We start from the raw sequence: 16,019 nt of genomic DNA, 5'->3' as shown, positions 1-16,019 counted from the left end.
TATGAAGAAGCCTTTTTCTAAGTTGTTTGGACTTAAAAATAAAGATGCGTTGATGGAAGTATCGGAAACGGAACGACAAGGTGTTGAGACGATTCGTATAGAACGAATTGTGCCGAACCGCTATCAACCACGTCAGACCTTTGATCGTGCACGTATTGAAGAACTTGCAGAATCGATTCGTGAACATGGTTTACTACAACCAATTGTTGTACGTCCAATTGAAGAAAATATGTATGAAATCATCGCAGGAGAACGTCGTTTTCGTGCCTTACAGATGAATCAGATGACTGAAGCAGAAGTGTTAGTACGTCATCTTGATGATGAAGAGACAGCAGTTGTCGCATTGATTGAAAATATTCAACGTGAAAACTTGTCGGCAGTGGAAGAAGCTGAAGCGTATAAGAAACTCTTGGCATTTGAAGGCATTACGCAGGCCGAACTTGCGAAAAGTGTTGGTAAGAGTCAAAGCTTTATTGCGAACAAGTTACGCTTATTAAAGCTGACACCGTGTGTCTTACAAGCAATTCGTGACCACCAAATTACGGAACGTCATGGTAGAGCACTTGTTGGCTTGTCAGCGGAACGTCAAGAAGAGATGTTAGCATTGATTGTGAAACAACAATTGAACGTCAAACAAACTGAAGACAAGCTGAAAGAAGCGGCTAAGTCAGAAGTTGTGGTAACAGGAGACAATGACGAAACAACACCAGAAATGGTATATGATATTTCTACAGCACGTGACATTATCGCTGATAGCTTGTTAGAGATTCGTGCAAACGGAATTAAGTTTGAACAAAAAGAACAAGATCATGATGACTACTATGAGATTCGTGTGAAAATATATCGAAAATAAATATAACGGACAGTAACCTATTAGAGAAAAGGGGGTACTGTCCGTTTTGTTATTTTTGAAAATTTAATAACTATATTAATCTTTTTTTGATGTTGATATAATAAAAGTGTCGCCTATCCCTCGGGTGTCAAACTTGACGTAGAGAGGAGGTGCTGAAGGTGACAAGTATTCTTGTTCATATCACAACTGCTGTTATTAGTGGTTGTATCATTGCGCTTTTTTCGCATTGGCTTCGAAAACGCGATGAAAAGTAAAAATAGGTGACTAAGCCACACTAAAAAATCCCCTTACTATTGCAGTAGTAAGGGGATTTGGTGCTTAAAATGCAAGTATTCTTGTTACTTGTAGTGTAACATAAGTTGATGAAAAAGTACAAATTTATTAAATCTTAACTCCTGTCTCAATGCCTTATTTTTGGTGTTGTAGGAGGATAACTTCTGGTTTTAAGTAGTAGTCTCTAATCTATAGGGAGCCAGTTTATAATATGATTCTGTTGTTTTTGCTTTATTAATTATTAGATTTGAAATATTTCAAATCCTCATTAGAAATTTTAAAAGTTACTTCTCCGGTTTCGGTGTCAAGAACTGCTTTAATTTCAACTGTTTTAGTCGAAAATAAATTTTGCTTAACTTTCAGTTTTAAAGGAAATGATCCGTAAGTCATTGTACTTATTATTTTTTTCATTATCATTCTCCTAATGGTTATTTAACATACATACTAGATATCGTGATACCATATGTGATTTTTACAAAAACTATAATAATATAAAAAGTTATTTATTTTTTTATTTTCTAAATAAAAATGGATATTAACAAAAACTAATGGAAGTAAACAAAGCATAATTACTATAAAACCATTCATAAACTCCTCCTCCTTTTCTTCATGGGTGTTGTCATGACGGCTGTTCGAACATCTTAATATAAGAAAAACAAGGTACACAGCGGGGAATGTGTACCTTGTTTGTGTATGTTTTATGATTGAGGGGCAATGGCGAAACTACGCACGGGGAAGCCGGGTGCGTGATCGGGTTTCGGGGCAATATTGTAAATCACGGCACCACGTGCGGGCAGTTGATCTAGGTTGGTTAAGAGTTCGATTTGGTATCGATCTTGACCAAGAACGTAGCGTTCACCAATAATGTCTCCATGCTTGGCGATGTCAACAGAAGCATCCGTATCAAATGTTTCATGACCTATCGCTTTCACATGGCGTTCTTCTAAGAGATATTTGAGGGCATCAAGTGACCAACCTGGTAAATGTTGGTTACCATCTGAATCTTTATTTTCAAATGCTTCGTGATCTGGCCAGCGTTTGGACCAATCACTGCGAAAGGCAACAAAGGTATCGGGTTCAATGATGCCATTTTCCGCTTCCCACTGTTCGATATGAGCACGTGTGAGTCGGAAGTCTGCATCCTTGGCTACTTCATCTGAAAAGTCTAATACAATCAGGGGGAGAGCAAGTTCTTTCAGTTGAAGTTCATGCAAGTAGCGTTGATTTTCTACAAAATGTATCGGTGCATCGATGTGCGTCCCGTACTGTGTAACGAATGACCACTCTTGAACGAAAAAGCCGTCTTTTTCAACAGTGAAAGGTGTTTCAACACGTGCCCCTTCAAATGCGGAGAAGTGAGGGGAGTCCGCATTGAAGGGATGTGTTAAATCAATCCAACGTGCATCTTTGAGTGTTTGAAGCTGATGCCATAGTGAGTTTGTCATAGGCAAGCCTCCTTTCATAAGTCAATCATCATTATGCATTGCGAAGTTTTTTAGCGCTATCTACAAGAACAGTTAAAGCTGCTTTTACTTCGTCTTCTTTACGTGTTTTCAAACCGCAGTCTGGGTTGACCCAGAAGAGTGAGCGATCGATTTGTTGTAAGGCACGATTAATCGCTGTTGTGACTTCATCTTCTGTTGGGATACGTGGGCTATGGATGTCATAAACACCAAGACCAATACCGAGATCATAGTTGATATCTTCAAAGTCCTGAATCAAGTCACCGTGACTGCGTGATGTTTCAATTGAGATAACATCTGCATCCAATTCATGAATGGCATGGATGATTTGACCGAACTGTGAGTAACACATATGCGTATGAATTTGCGTATGATCTTCCACTGATGATGTCGCTAGCTTAAAGCTATGCACTGCGTTGCGTAAGTAATCTTCATGGAATTCTTTACGAAGCGGTAAACCTTCACGTAATGCAGGTTCGTCTACTTGAATGACTTTGATACCTGCTTCTTCAAGTGCTAATACTTCTTCATTAATCGCAAGTGCAATTTGATTTTGAACTGTTTCACGTGGAATGTCGACACGTTCAAATGACCAGTTTAAGATTGTCACAGGACCTGTGAGCATACCTTTAACAGGCTTGTCAGTCAGACTTTGTGCATAAACGGTTTCTTTAACTGTTAATGGCGCTGTCCATTTTACATCACCATAAATGATTGGTGGTTTTACAGCACGTGAACCGTATGATTGCACCCATCCGAACTTCGTTACTAAGAAACCTTGTAGCTTTTCACCGAAGAACTCGACCATGTCATTACGTTCGAACTCACCATGTACAAAGACATCAAGACCAATGTCTTCTTGAATATCAATCCAACGTTTAATTTCATCTTTTAAGAATGTGTCATACGCTTCGTCTGTAATGCGTTGATTTTTCCAATCAGCACGGTATTTACGTACTTCAGATGATTGTGGGAATGATCCAATTGTTGTTGTTGGTAAGTCTGGTAAGTTCAGTCGTTCTTGTTGTGCTGCTTTACGCACTTCAAATGCTGAGGCACGTTGTGAACGCACACTATTGAAATCATAGTCTAAATTTTTGAAATCTTGTTGTTGGAAACGTGCATATTGTTCAGCTAACTTATCAAATTTTGCTGTGTCATTTTGATTGAATAAGCGTTTCAATGCATCCAGTTCGTTTAACTTTTCAGTCGCAAAGCTTAAACCGTCACGAATATCGCTATCTAATGTTTCATCGTCTAATGAGACTGGTACGTGTAATAATGAAGATGATGGATTGATATAAAGATCATCTGTATATTGTGTAAGTGATTCAATCAATGCTTTTTTCGCTTCAATATCTGCTGCCCATACGTTACGGCCATCAATAATACCAGCAAATAATGTTTTTGAAGCATCGAAATCGCCATTTTTGATTTGTTCTAAGTTATGACCACGATCATGTACAAAATCTAAACCGAGACCTTTTACAGGTAAGCTACTTAAAAACTTCACGTTTGCGCGTTCAAAGTATGTTTGGATAATTAACTTGTCAGCGAGTTCCGCATCAGCGAACGCTTTATAAGCATCTTGAGTGACTGCTTCAAGTTCTGAGCCTTTATCCGTTGCTAAAATGGGTTCATCCACTTGAATTAATTCTGCACCCGCTTGAACAAGTGATTCGAATACTTCGATATAAAGCGGTAATAATGTGCGCACTTTTTCTTCAAAAGATTGGTCGCCACCTTTTGATAAAGCCACGAACGTAATTGGGCCAACAATGACTGGGTGTGCAGGGATATTAAGTGATTTTGCATAGTTGAAGCGTTCAAGTAATGTATTTTTGCTGACTTTCGGTGTCACACTGTTCCATTCAGGTACGATGTAGTGGTAGTTCGTATTGAACCATTTGATGAGTGCACTTGCGACGTGTTCTTTATTACCACGTGCGATATCGAATAATAGATCATCATCTACGTCACGTCCTTGAAAACGTTCAGGAATAATGTTGAACAAGAGTGATGTATCGAGAATGTGGTCGTAAAGTGAGAAGTCACCTACTGGCACACTGTCGAGTTGATGGTGTTTTTGTAATAAAAGATTTTCACGATGTAAATCTTGAAGTGTTTCATCAAGTTCTGTTTTTGTGATTTTACCGTTCCAATAACCTTCAATTGCTTTTTTCCATTCACGTTTACGTCCAAGTCTTGGGAATCCTAAGTTAGTTGTTTTAATTGTCATAATATAGCCTCCTGATTATGGTTTGTAATAGATTTTGAGTATTCTGCGAGTGCGAGTGAATAATCGACCCGCTCAAATGGTGTGATGAGATACAGTCCATTGAAATAGTGATGAACTTCATCGATTAATGATTTGCAGAGTGACAAGCTGAGTTCATATGTTGCTTCTTTGTCATCTGCGACAGCTTCAAACTGTGCGAGTACATCTTCTGACATCTTGATACCAGGCACCTCGTTATGTAAGAATAAGGCGTTTTTGTAGCTGGTGATTGGCATGATACCTATAAATATAGGGACATCCAGATGTTTTGTTGCTTCATAAATTTCAGTGATTTTCTCTTTAGTAAATACAGGTTGTGTAATAAAGTAATGCATGCCACTTTCAATTTTTGTTTCCATTTTACGAACAGCGGCTTTAATATTTCGAACATGTGGATCGAATCCACCCGCGATGTTAAAGTGTGTTTCTGTCTTTAGCGCATCGCCGTTAGAATTAATCCCCCTGTTAAAGCGCAATGCTAATTCTGTTAATCCTTTTGAGTTCACATCGTATACATTAGTTGCCCCTGGGAGATGACCTACTTTTGAAGGGTCTCCAGTGATGGCTAATATTTCGTGAATGCCGAGTAATGATAAGCCGAGCAGGTGAGACTGTAAACCAATAAAGTTGCGATCTCGACAGGTAATGTGTACGAGTGGTTCAATATTAAATTGTTGTTTGATAAGACTAGCGGCTGCAATATTTGAGACCCGCACGGTTGCTAGTGAATTGTCCGCCAACGTCACAGCATCAATTTTTGCTTCATCAAGTGCTTTGATATTGTCGAAGAACCGTGTTGTATCTAAGTGTTTTGGCGTATCTAGTTCAACAATAATTGTTGGACGTTGACGTACACGTTCTGCAAGAGTCAGTCGTTGAGAAGTTGCTTTCTTTCTTTCTCGCTGTTTATGAATTGGAATAACTTTCTTTTCGTTAATCGGTTTCAGTGATGCGACGGATGCTTTAATGTGTCGAATGTGTTCGGGTGTCGTCCCACAGCAACCACCGATGAGTCGAACGCCTTCTTGAATGAGTTGTTCGGCTGTATCACCAAAGTATTGTGCATTGTTACTATATTTGATCGTGTCATTATCAATATCTAATAAGCTAGCATTTGGATAGCAGGAAAGGTAGGCACTTTCAGGTAAAGCAATATGGCTAAATGAATTTTTCATATGCATTGGGCCATGATGACAATTGAGACCTACAATGTTGGCACCTGCTGCAGTGACTTGTTGGAGTGCATCGTTAATCTCTGTTCCGTTGATTAGATAATTCGTATTTGAAGCGGTTAACTGTGCAATGATTGGAATATCGGTAAATCGTGCACGTGTTGTTTTGATCACTTTAAGCAATTCTTCTAGGTCGTAATACGTTTCGAATAACAAACCATCGACACCAGCATTGACGAGCGTATCTACTTGTATTTCTGTGTGATATAAAATGGCAGAGAGTGAAAGTTCACCTTGTTTAACGCCACGAAAGCCACCAACTGTTCCGAGAATAAAGGTATCATCGTTAGCAGCTCGTTTCGCAATATCAACAGCAGCTTCATGAATCGCTTTGACTTTATGTTCTAAGCCGAACTGCTTTAACTTTTCAAAGTTGGCACCGTACGTATTCGTTTGAATAACGTCTGCACCCGCTTGAATGTATGAGCGATGAATCTGTTCGATTTTTTCAGGGTGTGTGAGATTATAGGCTTCTGGGCAAGTATCTAATCCTTCCGAGTAAAGAATCGTTCCCATTGCCCCGTCAGCCACTAGAACTTTGTGCTTCAATGTGTTTAATAATCGACTCATCGTATACCTCCTTTAATGCATGGTCTAAGTCTGAGATGAGGTCATTGACATTTTCCAAGCCTACACTTAATCGGAAAAGGCCGAATGTAATACCACGTGATTCACGGATATCTTGTGGAATAGCTGCGTGTGACATCGTGTTCGGATGTGATAAGATCGTTTCCACACCACCTAAGCTGACTGAAACGAGTGGGATAGACAGTGCATCGACAAATTGTTGTGCCTTCGTTTCATCTATTAAGCGAAAACCAAGTACCGCTCCACCGTGATGTGCTTGTTGTAAGTGTGTGTCACTATTTCCTGGGTAATACACTTCAGCAACAGCAGGGTGTTCTGCTAGGAATGTTTGTATTTTTGTCGCACTAGCTACTGATTGTTTGAAGCGAACATCAAGCGTTTTGAGATGTTGTGTGAGTGTCCAACTATCATATACAGATAGAGCTGTACCCGTTCCGTTTTGAATGAGATAAAGCGATTCTGCAATGACATCATCATTTGTGACAACCGCACCTGCAATGACATCGCTATGGCCACTTAAAAACTTTGTGGCGCTATGGATGACGATGTCGGCACCTAAGTCTAACGGTTGTTGCCCGAGTGGTGTCATAAATGTATTGTCTACTGCAACACGTAATTGATGACGTCGTGCAATATTGACGATTGCACGAATGTCGGTGATTTTGAACAGTGGATTTGAAGGTGTTTCAATGTATATCAACTGTGTATTTGGTTGAATCGCACGTTCGATTTCGGATGGTTTTTCAGCATTCACTGTTGTAAATGAAATATTGAATTTTGATAGTATCTGTTCAGTTAAGCGAAATGTACCACCATAGACATCATCAGGTAAAATGACGTGATCGCCTGACTTTAGTGTAAGGAAGACGGCTGTAATGGCTGTGATGCCTGAGTTGAAAGCAAAGCCGTGTTTCGCATTTTCTAACTGAGCTAGTTTTGTTTCGAGATTTTCACGGTTGGGATTGCCGCTCCGTGCATAGTCATAATGCGCGTTACCACCCAGTTTTGTTTGACGATAAGTAGATGAGTAATAGAGTGGTTGATTCGCACTCTGATATGTTGAATCATGTTTGCTGTCATGAATCAATTGTGTTTGCTTTGTTAAAGTCATACAGTCACGTCCTCTCTTGATTTTGTTAATGCTTGAATCAGATCGTTTTCAATATCGTTATAGTCTTCTATCCCGATGGACAGTCTGATGAGCTGTTGGTCAATACCACGTTTATCTTTTTCGATATCAGGCATATCTACATGTGTTTGTGTGTAAGGGAAGGTGATAAATGTTTCAGTACCACCTAAGCTTTCAGCGAAGCGGCAAACTTGAATATGTTTTAGTAAAGCGCTGACTGAGTAGCCTTCTGCAAGCCTTAAACTCAACATGCCAGTTTGTCCGCTATAAAGTACTTCATCAATTTCTTGTAATGTGTGACATCGTTCAGCAAGTCGTTGTGCGTTACTTTCTGAACGTTCTACACGTAAATGTAAGGTTTTGAGTCCCCGTTGTAATAAATAACTATCGAATGGTGAAAGGGTAGCACCAATCATGTTGTGCAATATAGCTAACTTCTCAGCGAGTGTTTCATCTTTAACTGTTACGACACCTGCAAGAACATCGTTATGACCGCCGATATATTTCGTTGCGGAGTGTAAAACAATATCTGCACCGTCTTTAAGCGGTGTTGATAAATAAGGTGTTAAGAATGTATTGTCGACAATCGTTAAAATATTGTGTTGTTGTGCAAGTGTGTAATATGGTTCTAAGTCAATCGCAATCATGAGTGGGTTCGATATCGGTTCAATAAAAAATGCACGTGTATTTGTATTGATATGTGCTGCTACTTCTGTAATATCTTCAAAGTGGACATATTTAAATATCACACCATATTGTTGTTCGTAGTATTGGAATAAGCGGAAAGTACCACCGTACAAGTCATATGACACGAGTACTTCATCATCAGGTTTGAACAAACTGCAAATCAATTGAATACTTGCCATGCCACTTGCTGTTGCAAAAGAAGCAATGCCACCTTCAATCGCTGCGAACGCTTCTTCAAAAGCATTGCGTGTTGGATTCTTCGTACGTGAATAATCATAACCTGTTGATGCACCGAGTTCTGGATGTGCATATGCAGTAGATAGATAAATGGGATTTGCAATTGCTCCCGTACAATCATCTGTTAGAGCAATTTGTGCCAGTTCAGTTGATTTCATCGTGATATAACCTCCTTAAACAAAATAAAAAAGCTTTCGTCCTTTATAGCCGATTCATTGATCGGAATATAAAGGACGAAAGCTTTGTTCGCGGTACCACCTTTGTTCGTTGCTTCATCACTAAAGCAACCTCTTCCAGTACGCCAAGTTGTATGGTGTACTTTAGAGTATGCGTATACTGTGAGGGTGTATACGTGGAATTCCAGTACGCCATTTAACAACATGTTAATACTGTATCGCTATAACGGGCGAACCCGGTGATACCTCATATTGGCATCAACACTCCAAGGCCATTTTCAAACGTGCTTTCAACATCTTCTCTCAGCAAATGAAGACTCTCTGTAATCGCAGGGGACGTTCTACTTTCCTTTTTACAGTGTTTCGAATATTGTGTGTTTCGTTTTGGTAAATCACACTTTACACGACTCCAAAAATCTTGTCAACACATTTTTCTGAAAATTATGATTAGCCGGTCATTTTTGTGATATATAATATGACGGCTATCCCTTGTCTATCTAGGGTGCAACCAGTAAAATAGAAGAGTCAAATTTTTTTGTGAGAGTAGGTGAATGAAATGTCAGATGTGACACCTAAGTCAAGAGATGAACAGGTCAAAATGTTACCCTTGATAGAAATACGTCCGAATCCTTATCAGCCACGAAAAAATTTCGATCGCGACAAGTTATTAGAACTTTCACAGTCTATTGTGCAACACGGGGTATTACAACCAATTGTTGTCACGCAGTCCATTCAAGGTTATTACATTGTCGCAGGAGAACGTCGTTATCGCGCAAGTGAACAAGCAGGATTAACACACATACCAGCAATCGTTCGAAAGATGACAGATCATGAAATGAGAGAGCTTGCCATTATTGAGAATTTACAACGAGAGAACTTGAATCCAGTCGAAGAGGCAGAGAGTTATCAGCAATTGATGGAAGCACATCATATGACACAACAAGCAGTGGCGAAAAGACTAGGCAAATCACGTCCATATATTGCAAACATGTTGCGTTTGTTAAAGTTACCAACATCAATTCGACAATTGATACGAGAAGGGACATTGTCAGGCGGGCACGGACGTACTTTGTTGGGGCTAAAAAACCCTGAAAAGATGCGGCAATACGCAGATTTAGCCGTCCGGGAGTCTTGGAGTGTTCGCTATTTAGAGCAACGTGTTGCTGAGACACAATCATCACCCAATCATCAGACTGTACAAACAACAATTAAGAAACCAAAACTGATTCGTCAGCATGAACAACAGTTAAGTGATCTGTATGGCACATCGGTAGAGATTGCAACAAAACAAAATAAAGGACAAGTGACATTTACATTTCATTCAGAAGCGGATTATCGACGACTGATTCAGTTGTTGAAACAAACGTAGCTATATCAATTGAAAGAAAGGATATCATTATGCAAAAATTTGAGTCTATTATTAAAGGGATGATTCAACCATTACTTGAACCAGAGACTTATTCGAATCTTTTAACCCAATTAGTCATTGTCGGGATATACGTCCTAGCAGCATTTATCGTAACGCGTATTTTGAACAAAGTGATTGAACAATTCTTCAAAGTAAATAGTAAGGCGGGAAGAACGAGTCGTGCCAAACGCTCGCATACATTGATTACACTCGTTCAAAATGCAGTCGGATATCTCGTTTGGTTTATTACATTAACGACAATTTTAAGTAAATTTGGCATCAGTGTTGAAAGTATCTTAGCCGGTGCCGGTGTCGTTGGTTTAGCCATCGGTTTCGGTGCGCAAACATTAGTGAAAGATATCATTACAGGCTTTTTTATCATTTTTGAAAACCAGTTTGATGTCGGTGACTATGTCAGCATTAAAAATAGCGGGGCACCCATCGCAGAAGGAACAGTAAAAGCAATCGGTTTACGTTCGACACGTATTTTATCAATTACAGGTGAGCTTTCTACGATTCCTAATGGTACAATGAGTGAAGTAACGAACTACTCTGTGACAAATGGTGTCGCAATTATTAATATTCCTGTTTCTATCGATGAAAATCTTGAAAAAGTTGAAAAAAGAATGAATCAATTTCTTAAAGGGATTCCAAAGAAATACGACTTGTTTTTAGAGGCGCCAGAAGTCTTAGGTGTCGATGCGGTAAACGCATATGAAGTCAGTATTCGTATTGCCGGTGAAACATTACCAGGTGAAAACTTCACAGGTGCGCGTATTTTACGCCGTGAATTGAAAGACTTCTTCCAAGTAGAAGGAATTAAAGCACCAGCACCTACACTTGTTCAAATGTATCAACAGAACAGCGAACAATAACAAATGAAAGGTGGCGTGACGCACGTGTCTGCAAAATATGGTTTAAATGATATAGTAGAGATGAAGAAACAACATGCATGTGGCACGAATCGCTTCAAGATTATTCGCATGGGTGCGGATATTCGTATTAAGTGTGAAGCTTGTCAGAGAAGTATCATGTTGCCACGTCAAACATTTAATAAAAAATTAAAAACCGTACTTGAGTCTGCAAGTACGCAAGATAAGGAGAATGAATAATGGCTTTAACAGCGGGTATTGTAGGTTTACCAAACGTAGGGAAGTCTACGCTATTTAACGCAATTACAAAGGCAGGGGCATTAGCAGCCAACTATCCCTTTGCGACGATTGATCCTAACGTAGGTATTGTAGAAGTACCAGATAAGCGTTTAGATAAATTAGCAGAAATTGTTAATCCAAAGAAAACTTTGCCGACAACTTTTGAGTTTACGGATATTGCAGGTATCGTAAAAGGTGCCTCAAAAGGGGAAGGACTTGGAAATAAATTCTTGTCACACATTCGTGAAGTTGATGCCATTTGCCAAGTGGTACGTGCATTTGACGACGACAACGTAACACATGTTGCAGGTCGTGTGAATCCAATTGAAGACATTGAAGTCATCAATATGGAACTCGTGCTCGCAGACCTTGAGTCAGTAGAGAAACGCTTACCACGTATAGAAAAAATGGCACGTCAAAAAGATAAAACAGCGATGAATGAAGTACGTATTTTAAGTGAAATTAAAGAGGCACTTGAAGATGGTAAACCAGTGCGTAGTCTTGAATTTAATGATGAAGATCAAAAATACGTAAACCAAGCACATCTATTAACATCTAAATCAATGCTTTATATTGCCAACGTTGGTGAAGATGAAGTTAACGATGCTGAAAATGACAAAGTACAAGCAATTCGTGAATACGCAGCTAAAGAAGATTCAGAAGTCATCGTAATCAGTGCCAAAATTGAAGAAGAAATTGCAACGCTTGATGATGAAGACAAAGAAATGTTCTTAGAAGAATTAGGCATTGAAGAGCCAGGCTTACACCGCCTCATTCGCAAAACATATGACTTACTTGGACTTGCAACATACTTCACAGCAGGTGTGCAAGAAGTACGTGCGTGGACATTTAAAGAAGGTATGACAGCGCCACAATGTGCGGGGATTATCCACACAGACTTCGAGCGTGGTTTCATTCGTGCAGAAGTGACAAGTTACGATGATTTCGTCAACAATAATGGTGAACAAGGGGCAAAAGAAGCTGGTAAAATGCGCCTCGAAGGTAAGGAATATATTATGCAAGATGGCGATGTCGTACATTTCCGCTTTAACGTATAAGACAAAAAATGTTTTATCAATGTGTTTAGCAGTGTTGTATGAATTTTAAAGAAGACGCATCTTTTCATGAATAATAAACTTTCACTTCTTTCTCTATTTAATTTATAGATGAAAGAAGTGATTTTTTGTTTATAACAATAAAATTAAAAATATAGAAGGTTCGTGATTGTCAAAAGGTAAGGCGTATGATACAATTTTGAAATGTGAGTAATGAAAATTATTCCTTGCTTGTTGCAAAAGCGTAACAAGCCGCATAGACCACAAGGAGGTGCAAATATACAATGAGAAAATATGAAGTAATGTACATCGTTCGTCCTAACATCGAGGAAGATGCACGTAAAGCAGTTGTTGAACGTTTCAACGGAATCTTAGCTTCTGACGGTTCTGAAGTATTAGAAACGAAGGACTGGGGTAAACGTCGCTTAGCTTACGAGATTGAGGATTTCAAAGATGGTTACTACTACATCGTACGTATCCAAACTGAAAACAACACAGCGACTGACGAATTCCAACGTTTAGCAAAAATCAATGACGATATTATTCGTTACATTGTTGTTCGTGAAGACGAAGAAAAGTAATAGAATTTTAATGGGGGCGTGAAGCATGATTAACAGAGTTGTATTAGTAGGTCGATTAACAAAAGATCCTGAATACAGAACGACACCCTCAGGCGTAAGTGTAGCGACTTTTACTCTCGCAGTGAATCGTACGTTTACGAATGCGCAAGGGGAACGTGAAGCAGATTTTATTAACTGCGTTGTTTTCCGTAAACAAGCTGAGAATGTTAATAATTTCTTATTCAAAGGTAGCCTTGCAGGTGTTGATGGTCGCTTACAGTCACGCAGTTATGAAAACCAAGAAGGCCGACGCGTCTATGTTACTGAAGTTGTTTGTGATAGTGTTCAATTCCTTGAGCCAAAATCAGCGAATCAACGACACGCACAAAATAGTCCAAACCATGGAAATGACTTCCAAAGTTATGGACAAAGTTTCGGTGGACAACAGCAAGGCCAAAATTCGTCATATCAAAACAATCAGCCAGCACGCAATGATAACCCATTTGCGAATGCGAACGGGCCAATAGACATTAGTGATGATGATTTACCATTTTAAAAAAAACGAACTGAACAATAAAAATATTTAACAGGAAGGGAGGCACACATCATGGCAGGTGGACCAAGAAGAGGTGGTCGTCGTCGTAAAAAAGTTTGCTACTTCACAGCAAATGGTATTACACATATCGACTACAAAGACACTGAATTATTAAAACGTTTCATTTCTGAACGTGGTAAAATTTTGCCACGTCGTGTGACAGGTACTTCAGCTAAATATCAACGTATGTTGACAACAGCTATCAAACGCGCACGTCATATGGCATTATTACCATTCGTTAAAGACGAAGCGTAAGATATATAAAACCTCGCAACTCATTGGAGTTGTGAGGTTTTTTGCAGTTTTTAAGGGGATATAGACTTTATATTGAAAATACTTTTTCATTATAATAACATTCCTGGGAAATTCGTGTATAATATGTGTAATATTTGATAAGACTGGAGTATTTTAAATGTTATTATCATTCAAATCACTTATATTTTATATGAAGTTTAAAGGTGTGGAGTTTAATCATATTAACGAGTTTGAAGCTATTAAAGTATTGGAATATAAGAATTATTATTTTAAGCTTAATAGTTACATGGATAATTATCCTAAGCAAACAGTTAAGTATCAAGGTCAATTCGTAGAAAAACATCAAAATGTAGATTTCAAAAACTTGTTAGATTTAGCAAGTCTCGATATGCAATTAAGGTATATTATAATCAAATTTTGTTTGGATATTGAACACTCAATTAAGTTAAATGTGATGCGTTCGATTACAAATATGAGTAATGACAATGAATATGAAGTAGTACAGTTATTTTTTGAATATATAAAACACTACCAAACAGGAATATAAGAGATCCATATAAAAAGATGCTAAAACATTTGAAGTATGACTCTTATAGATGTTTAGATTATGAAAAATATGAAACGAACACACCTATATGGTTTCTTATTGAATACATACAATTTGGTGATTTATGCTGCTTTATTGAATTTTTTTATGATCGTTACCATATAGAAGAATATAAAGAATTATGTAAAACAGTTAGATTTGTTAAAAACATAAGGAATAAAGCTGCACACAATACTCCTATCCTTAATAATATTGTTCTGACTACTCAAATGGCTGGTAAAGATAAAAGTGTTTTAATAACACAGTTTGTTAAACGATTAGGTATTAGTAAAAATCGGTTAAACAAACGATTGAGAAATTATAATATACATGATATGGTAGCGATGTTATTTGTATACGATAAAATTGTTATGAGTCCGAATATGAGAAAGTATAGAGTCCAAGAATTTAATCAATTCATGATTCGTGCTAAAAGGAATAGCGATATATATGACGAAAGATTTGTATCTGTCTATAACTTTTTTAATGATATACTTGATAATTACTAAAGCATAGGATATTCTTGGAGTAAGGAATAAAACTATATGTTTGTAGGCTCTGCATCGAAAAACGATGTAGAGCTGAGTTTTTGATTAAGCGTATTAAATGATTGTGATGATAGAGTGATGATAACGCGCCTTGTGGTGGGATGGCATGAAATGCTATCCCGCCTTTTTTTAAATCATTTTAATGCAAAAAAGCGCCCATGTCTCTATCATTTTAAGTGACCAAACCAAAAATAAAGAGGAGACATGGTGCGCCTATATGTCATAATATATTAAAACGACTAAAAACAAAAGATGAAAATATTCAAGTTCTTAAGGTGGAGGTAGAAGTGTGGTCGTCTAATATATAAGGTCGGTAAGTACATTACGTGGTTAACATTATTAAAATCTTAAGAGTCCAATGTTTTTCTCTTCTTTTTATTCACCTTATAAATACAATATATAATCGCTATAATGATAGTTAATAGATCAAAAGATAATGCAAACGAATCACTAAATGATTCCTTCAACCAAAAGAATCTTATGATAAATAATAACATTGATTGTATCATGACAGCTATGAAAACATTTATAATAGGTTTATCCTTTATAAAGTTGTAAAAAATGTAAGATATAACTGAAATAGTGATTAGGAGCATCAATACATATGGTGTCATGAAAATCCTCCTTTATCCATATATTCTCTCAATAAAAACATCCCAAACATAAAAGATGACATCGAAAAAATTTGATGTGGTTATTCTGTTGTTGTGTAGATATGACACGCAATTTTGTGGTGATGTTTTATTATTTATAAATTAAATTTATTTACATAATGAATACGTTTACATCACAATATTTCTAACTATCCTTCTCAAAGATGTGCTAAAGTGTTATTAACGTATGAAGTCACATGATCAATAGAAACAAAATAACGTGTCTTTACACGTGATAAGGTTGCATATATCATGTATTTCAAAGCTTAGAAATAGCAGACTCATCGCATTG

At 37.8% G+C, this 16,019-nt stretch carries 17 protein-coding genes and 1 other annotated feature; of the genes, 11 read left to right on the top strand and 6 right to left on the bottom strand.

The genetic code is table 11. The features are described 5' to 3' along the window. Position 1: 1 nt before the first annotated feature. The gene (locus tag C7J88_RS07190) at positions 2–853 is read left to right on the top strand and encodes a ParB/RepB/Spo0J family partition protein (RefSeq protein ID WP_095118084.1); all 852 of its coding nucleotides are present in this window, start codon (positions 2–4) and stop codon (positions 851–853) included. A gap of 158 nt (positions 854–1,011) precedes the next feature. Continuing rightward, complete coding sequence (locus tag C7J88_RS07185) at positions 1,012–1,107, top strand: type I toxin-antitoxin system Fst family toxin (RefSeq protein WP_106904262.1); 96 nt, start codon at positions 1,012–1,014, stop codon at positions 1,105–1,107. Between the two features lie 253 nt (positions 1,108–1,360). On the opposite strand, the gene C7J88_RS10435 is transcribed toward C7J88_RS07185, so the two are convergent. The 6 genes from C7J88_RS10435 to C7J88_RS07160 form a co-directional block, all read right to left on the bottom strand. Next, positions 1,361–1,537: a hypothetical protein gene (locus C7J88_RS10435; RefSeq protein ID WP_095118083.1), complete on the bottom strand. Its 177-nt coding sequence runs from the start codon at positions 1,535–1,537 to the stop codon at positions 1,361–1,363. Between the two features lie 287 nt (positions 1,538–1,824). Further along, entirely contained in the window at positions 1,825–2,571 is a 747-nt protein-coding gene (locus C7J88_RS07180) for a cyclase family protein (protein WP_095118082.1), read from the bottom strand. A 31-nt stretch (positions 2,572–2,602) separates the two neighbouring features. Beyond that, entirely contained in the window at positions 2,603–4,831 is a 2,229-nt protein-coding gene (metE, locus tag C7J88_RS07175; RefSeq protein ID WP_095118081.1) for a 5-methyltetrahydropteroyltriglutamate--homocysteine S-methyltransferase, read from the bottom strand. Further along, entirely contained in the window at positions 4,825–6,669 is a 1,845-nt protein-coding gene (locus tag C7J88_RS07170) for a bifunctional homocysteine S-methyltransferase/methylenetetrahydrofolate reductase (protein WP_095118080.1), read from the bottom strand. Before C7J88_RS07170 ends, metE begins: the two co-directional genes overlap by 7 nt. Further along, positions 6,623–7,798, bottom strand: a complete 1,176-nt coding sequence (gene metC, locus C7J88_RS07165; RefSeq protein ID WP_095118079.1) for a cystathionine beta-lyase MetC — start codon at positions 7,796–7,798, stop codon at positions 6,623–6,625. The genes C7J88_RS07170 and metC overlap by 47 nt, the downstream gene beginning before the upstream one ends. Next, entirely contained in the window at positions 7,795–8,898 is a 1,104-nt protein-coding gene (locus C7J88_RS07160) for a PLP-dependent transferase (RefSeq protein ID WP_095118078.1), read from the bottom strand. The genes metC and C7J88_RS07160 overlap by 4 nt, the downstream gene beginning before the upstream one ends. A gap of 68 nt (positions 8,899–8,966) precedes the next feature. Then, positions 8,967–9,282 (bottom strand) — a binding site (T-box leader). 190 nt (positions 9,283–9,472) lie between these two features. On the opposite strand from C7J88_RS07160, the gene C7J88_RS07155 reads away from it, so the two are divergent. From C7J88_RS07155 to C7J88_RS10645, 9 genes are all read left to right on the top strand, one after another. Continuing rightward, on the top strand, positions 9,473–10,285 hold the full coding sequence (locus C7J88_RS07155) for a ParB/RepB/Spo0J family partition protein (RefSeq protein WP_095118077.1): 813 nt from the start codon (positions 9,473–9,475) through the stop codon (positions 10,283–10,285). A gap of 29 nt (positions 10,286–10,314) precedes the next feature. Further along, on the top strand, positions 10,315–11,199 hold the full coding sequence (locus tag C7J88_RS07150) for a mechanosensitive ion channel family protein (RefSeq protein WP_095118076.1): 885 nt from the start codon (positions 10,315–10,317) through the stop codon (positions 11,197–11,199). A 24-nt stretch (positions 11,200–11,223) separates the two neighbouring features. Then, positions 11,224–11,436: a DUF951 domain-containing protein gene (locus C7J88_RS07145; RefSeq protein ID WP_095118075.1), complete on the top strand. Its 213-nt coding sequence runs from the start codon at positions 11,224–11,226 to the stop codon at positions 11,434–11,436. Next, a complete protein-coding gene (gene ychF / locus C7J88_RS07140) occupies positions 11,436–12,533 on the top strand; it encodes a redox-regulated ATPase YchF (RefSeq protein ID WP_095118074.1) in 1,098 nt (365 codons plus the stop codon). Before C7J88_RS07145 ends, ychF begins: the two co-directional genes overlap by 1 nt. Before the next feature lie 281 nt (positions 12,534–12,814). After that, the gene (gene rpsF, locus C7J88_RS07135; protein ID WP_044360075.1) at positions 12,815–13,111 is read left to right on the top strand and encodes a 30S ribosomal protein S6; all 297 of its coding nucleotides are present in this window, start codon (positions 12,815–12,817) and stop codon (positions 13,109–13,111) included. A 25-nt stretch (positions 13,112–13,136) separates the two neighbouring features. Next, a complete protein-coding gene (gene ssb, locus C7J88_RS07130) occupies positions 13,137–13,646 on the top strand; it encodes a single-stranded DNA-binding protein (RefSeq protein WP_095118073.1) in 510 nt (169 codons plus the stop codon). A 51-nt stretch (positions 13,647–13,697) separates the two neighbouring features. Beyond that, positions 13,698–13,940 (top strand): 30S ribosomal protein S18, encoded by a 243-nt coding sequence (gene rpsR, locus C7J88_RS07125; RefSeq protein WP_014614919.1) that lies wholly within the window; start codon positions 13,698–13,700, stop codon positions 13,938–13,940. Positions 13,941–14,097: 157 nt separating this feature from the next. Beyond that, complete coding sequence (locus C7J88_RS10660) at positions 14,098–14,487, top strand: Abi family protein (protein WP_095118072.1); 390 nt, start codon at positions 14,098–14,100, stop codon at positions 14,485–14,487. 29 nt (positions 14,488–14,516) lie between these two features. Further along, complete coding sequence (locus tag C7J88_RS10645) at positions 14,517–15,035, top strand: Abi family protein (protein ID WP_159031410.1); 519 nt, start codon at positions 14,517–14,519, stop codon at positions 15,033–15,035. Positions 15,036–16,019 lie beyond the last annotated feature (984 nt).

The sequence above is a fragment of the Staphylococcus muscae genome, assembly GCF_003019275.1.
GTDB classification, from domain to species: Bacteria; Bacillota; Bacilli; order Staphylococcales; family Staphylococcaceae; genus Staphylococcus; species Staphylococcus muscae.
The sequence above is the reverse complement of the archived record's forward strand: the minus strand, read 5'-3'. Positions and strand labels throughout refer to the sequence as shown.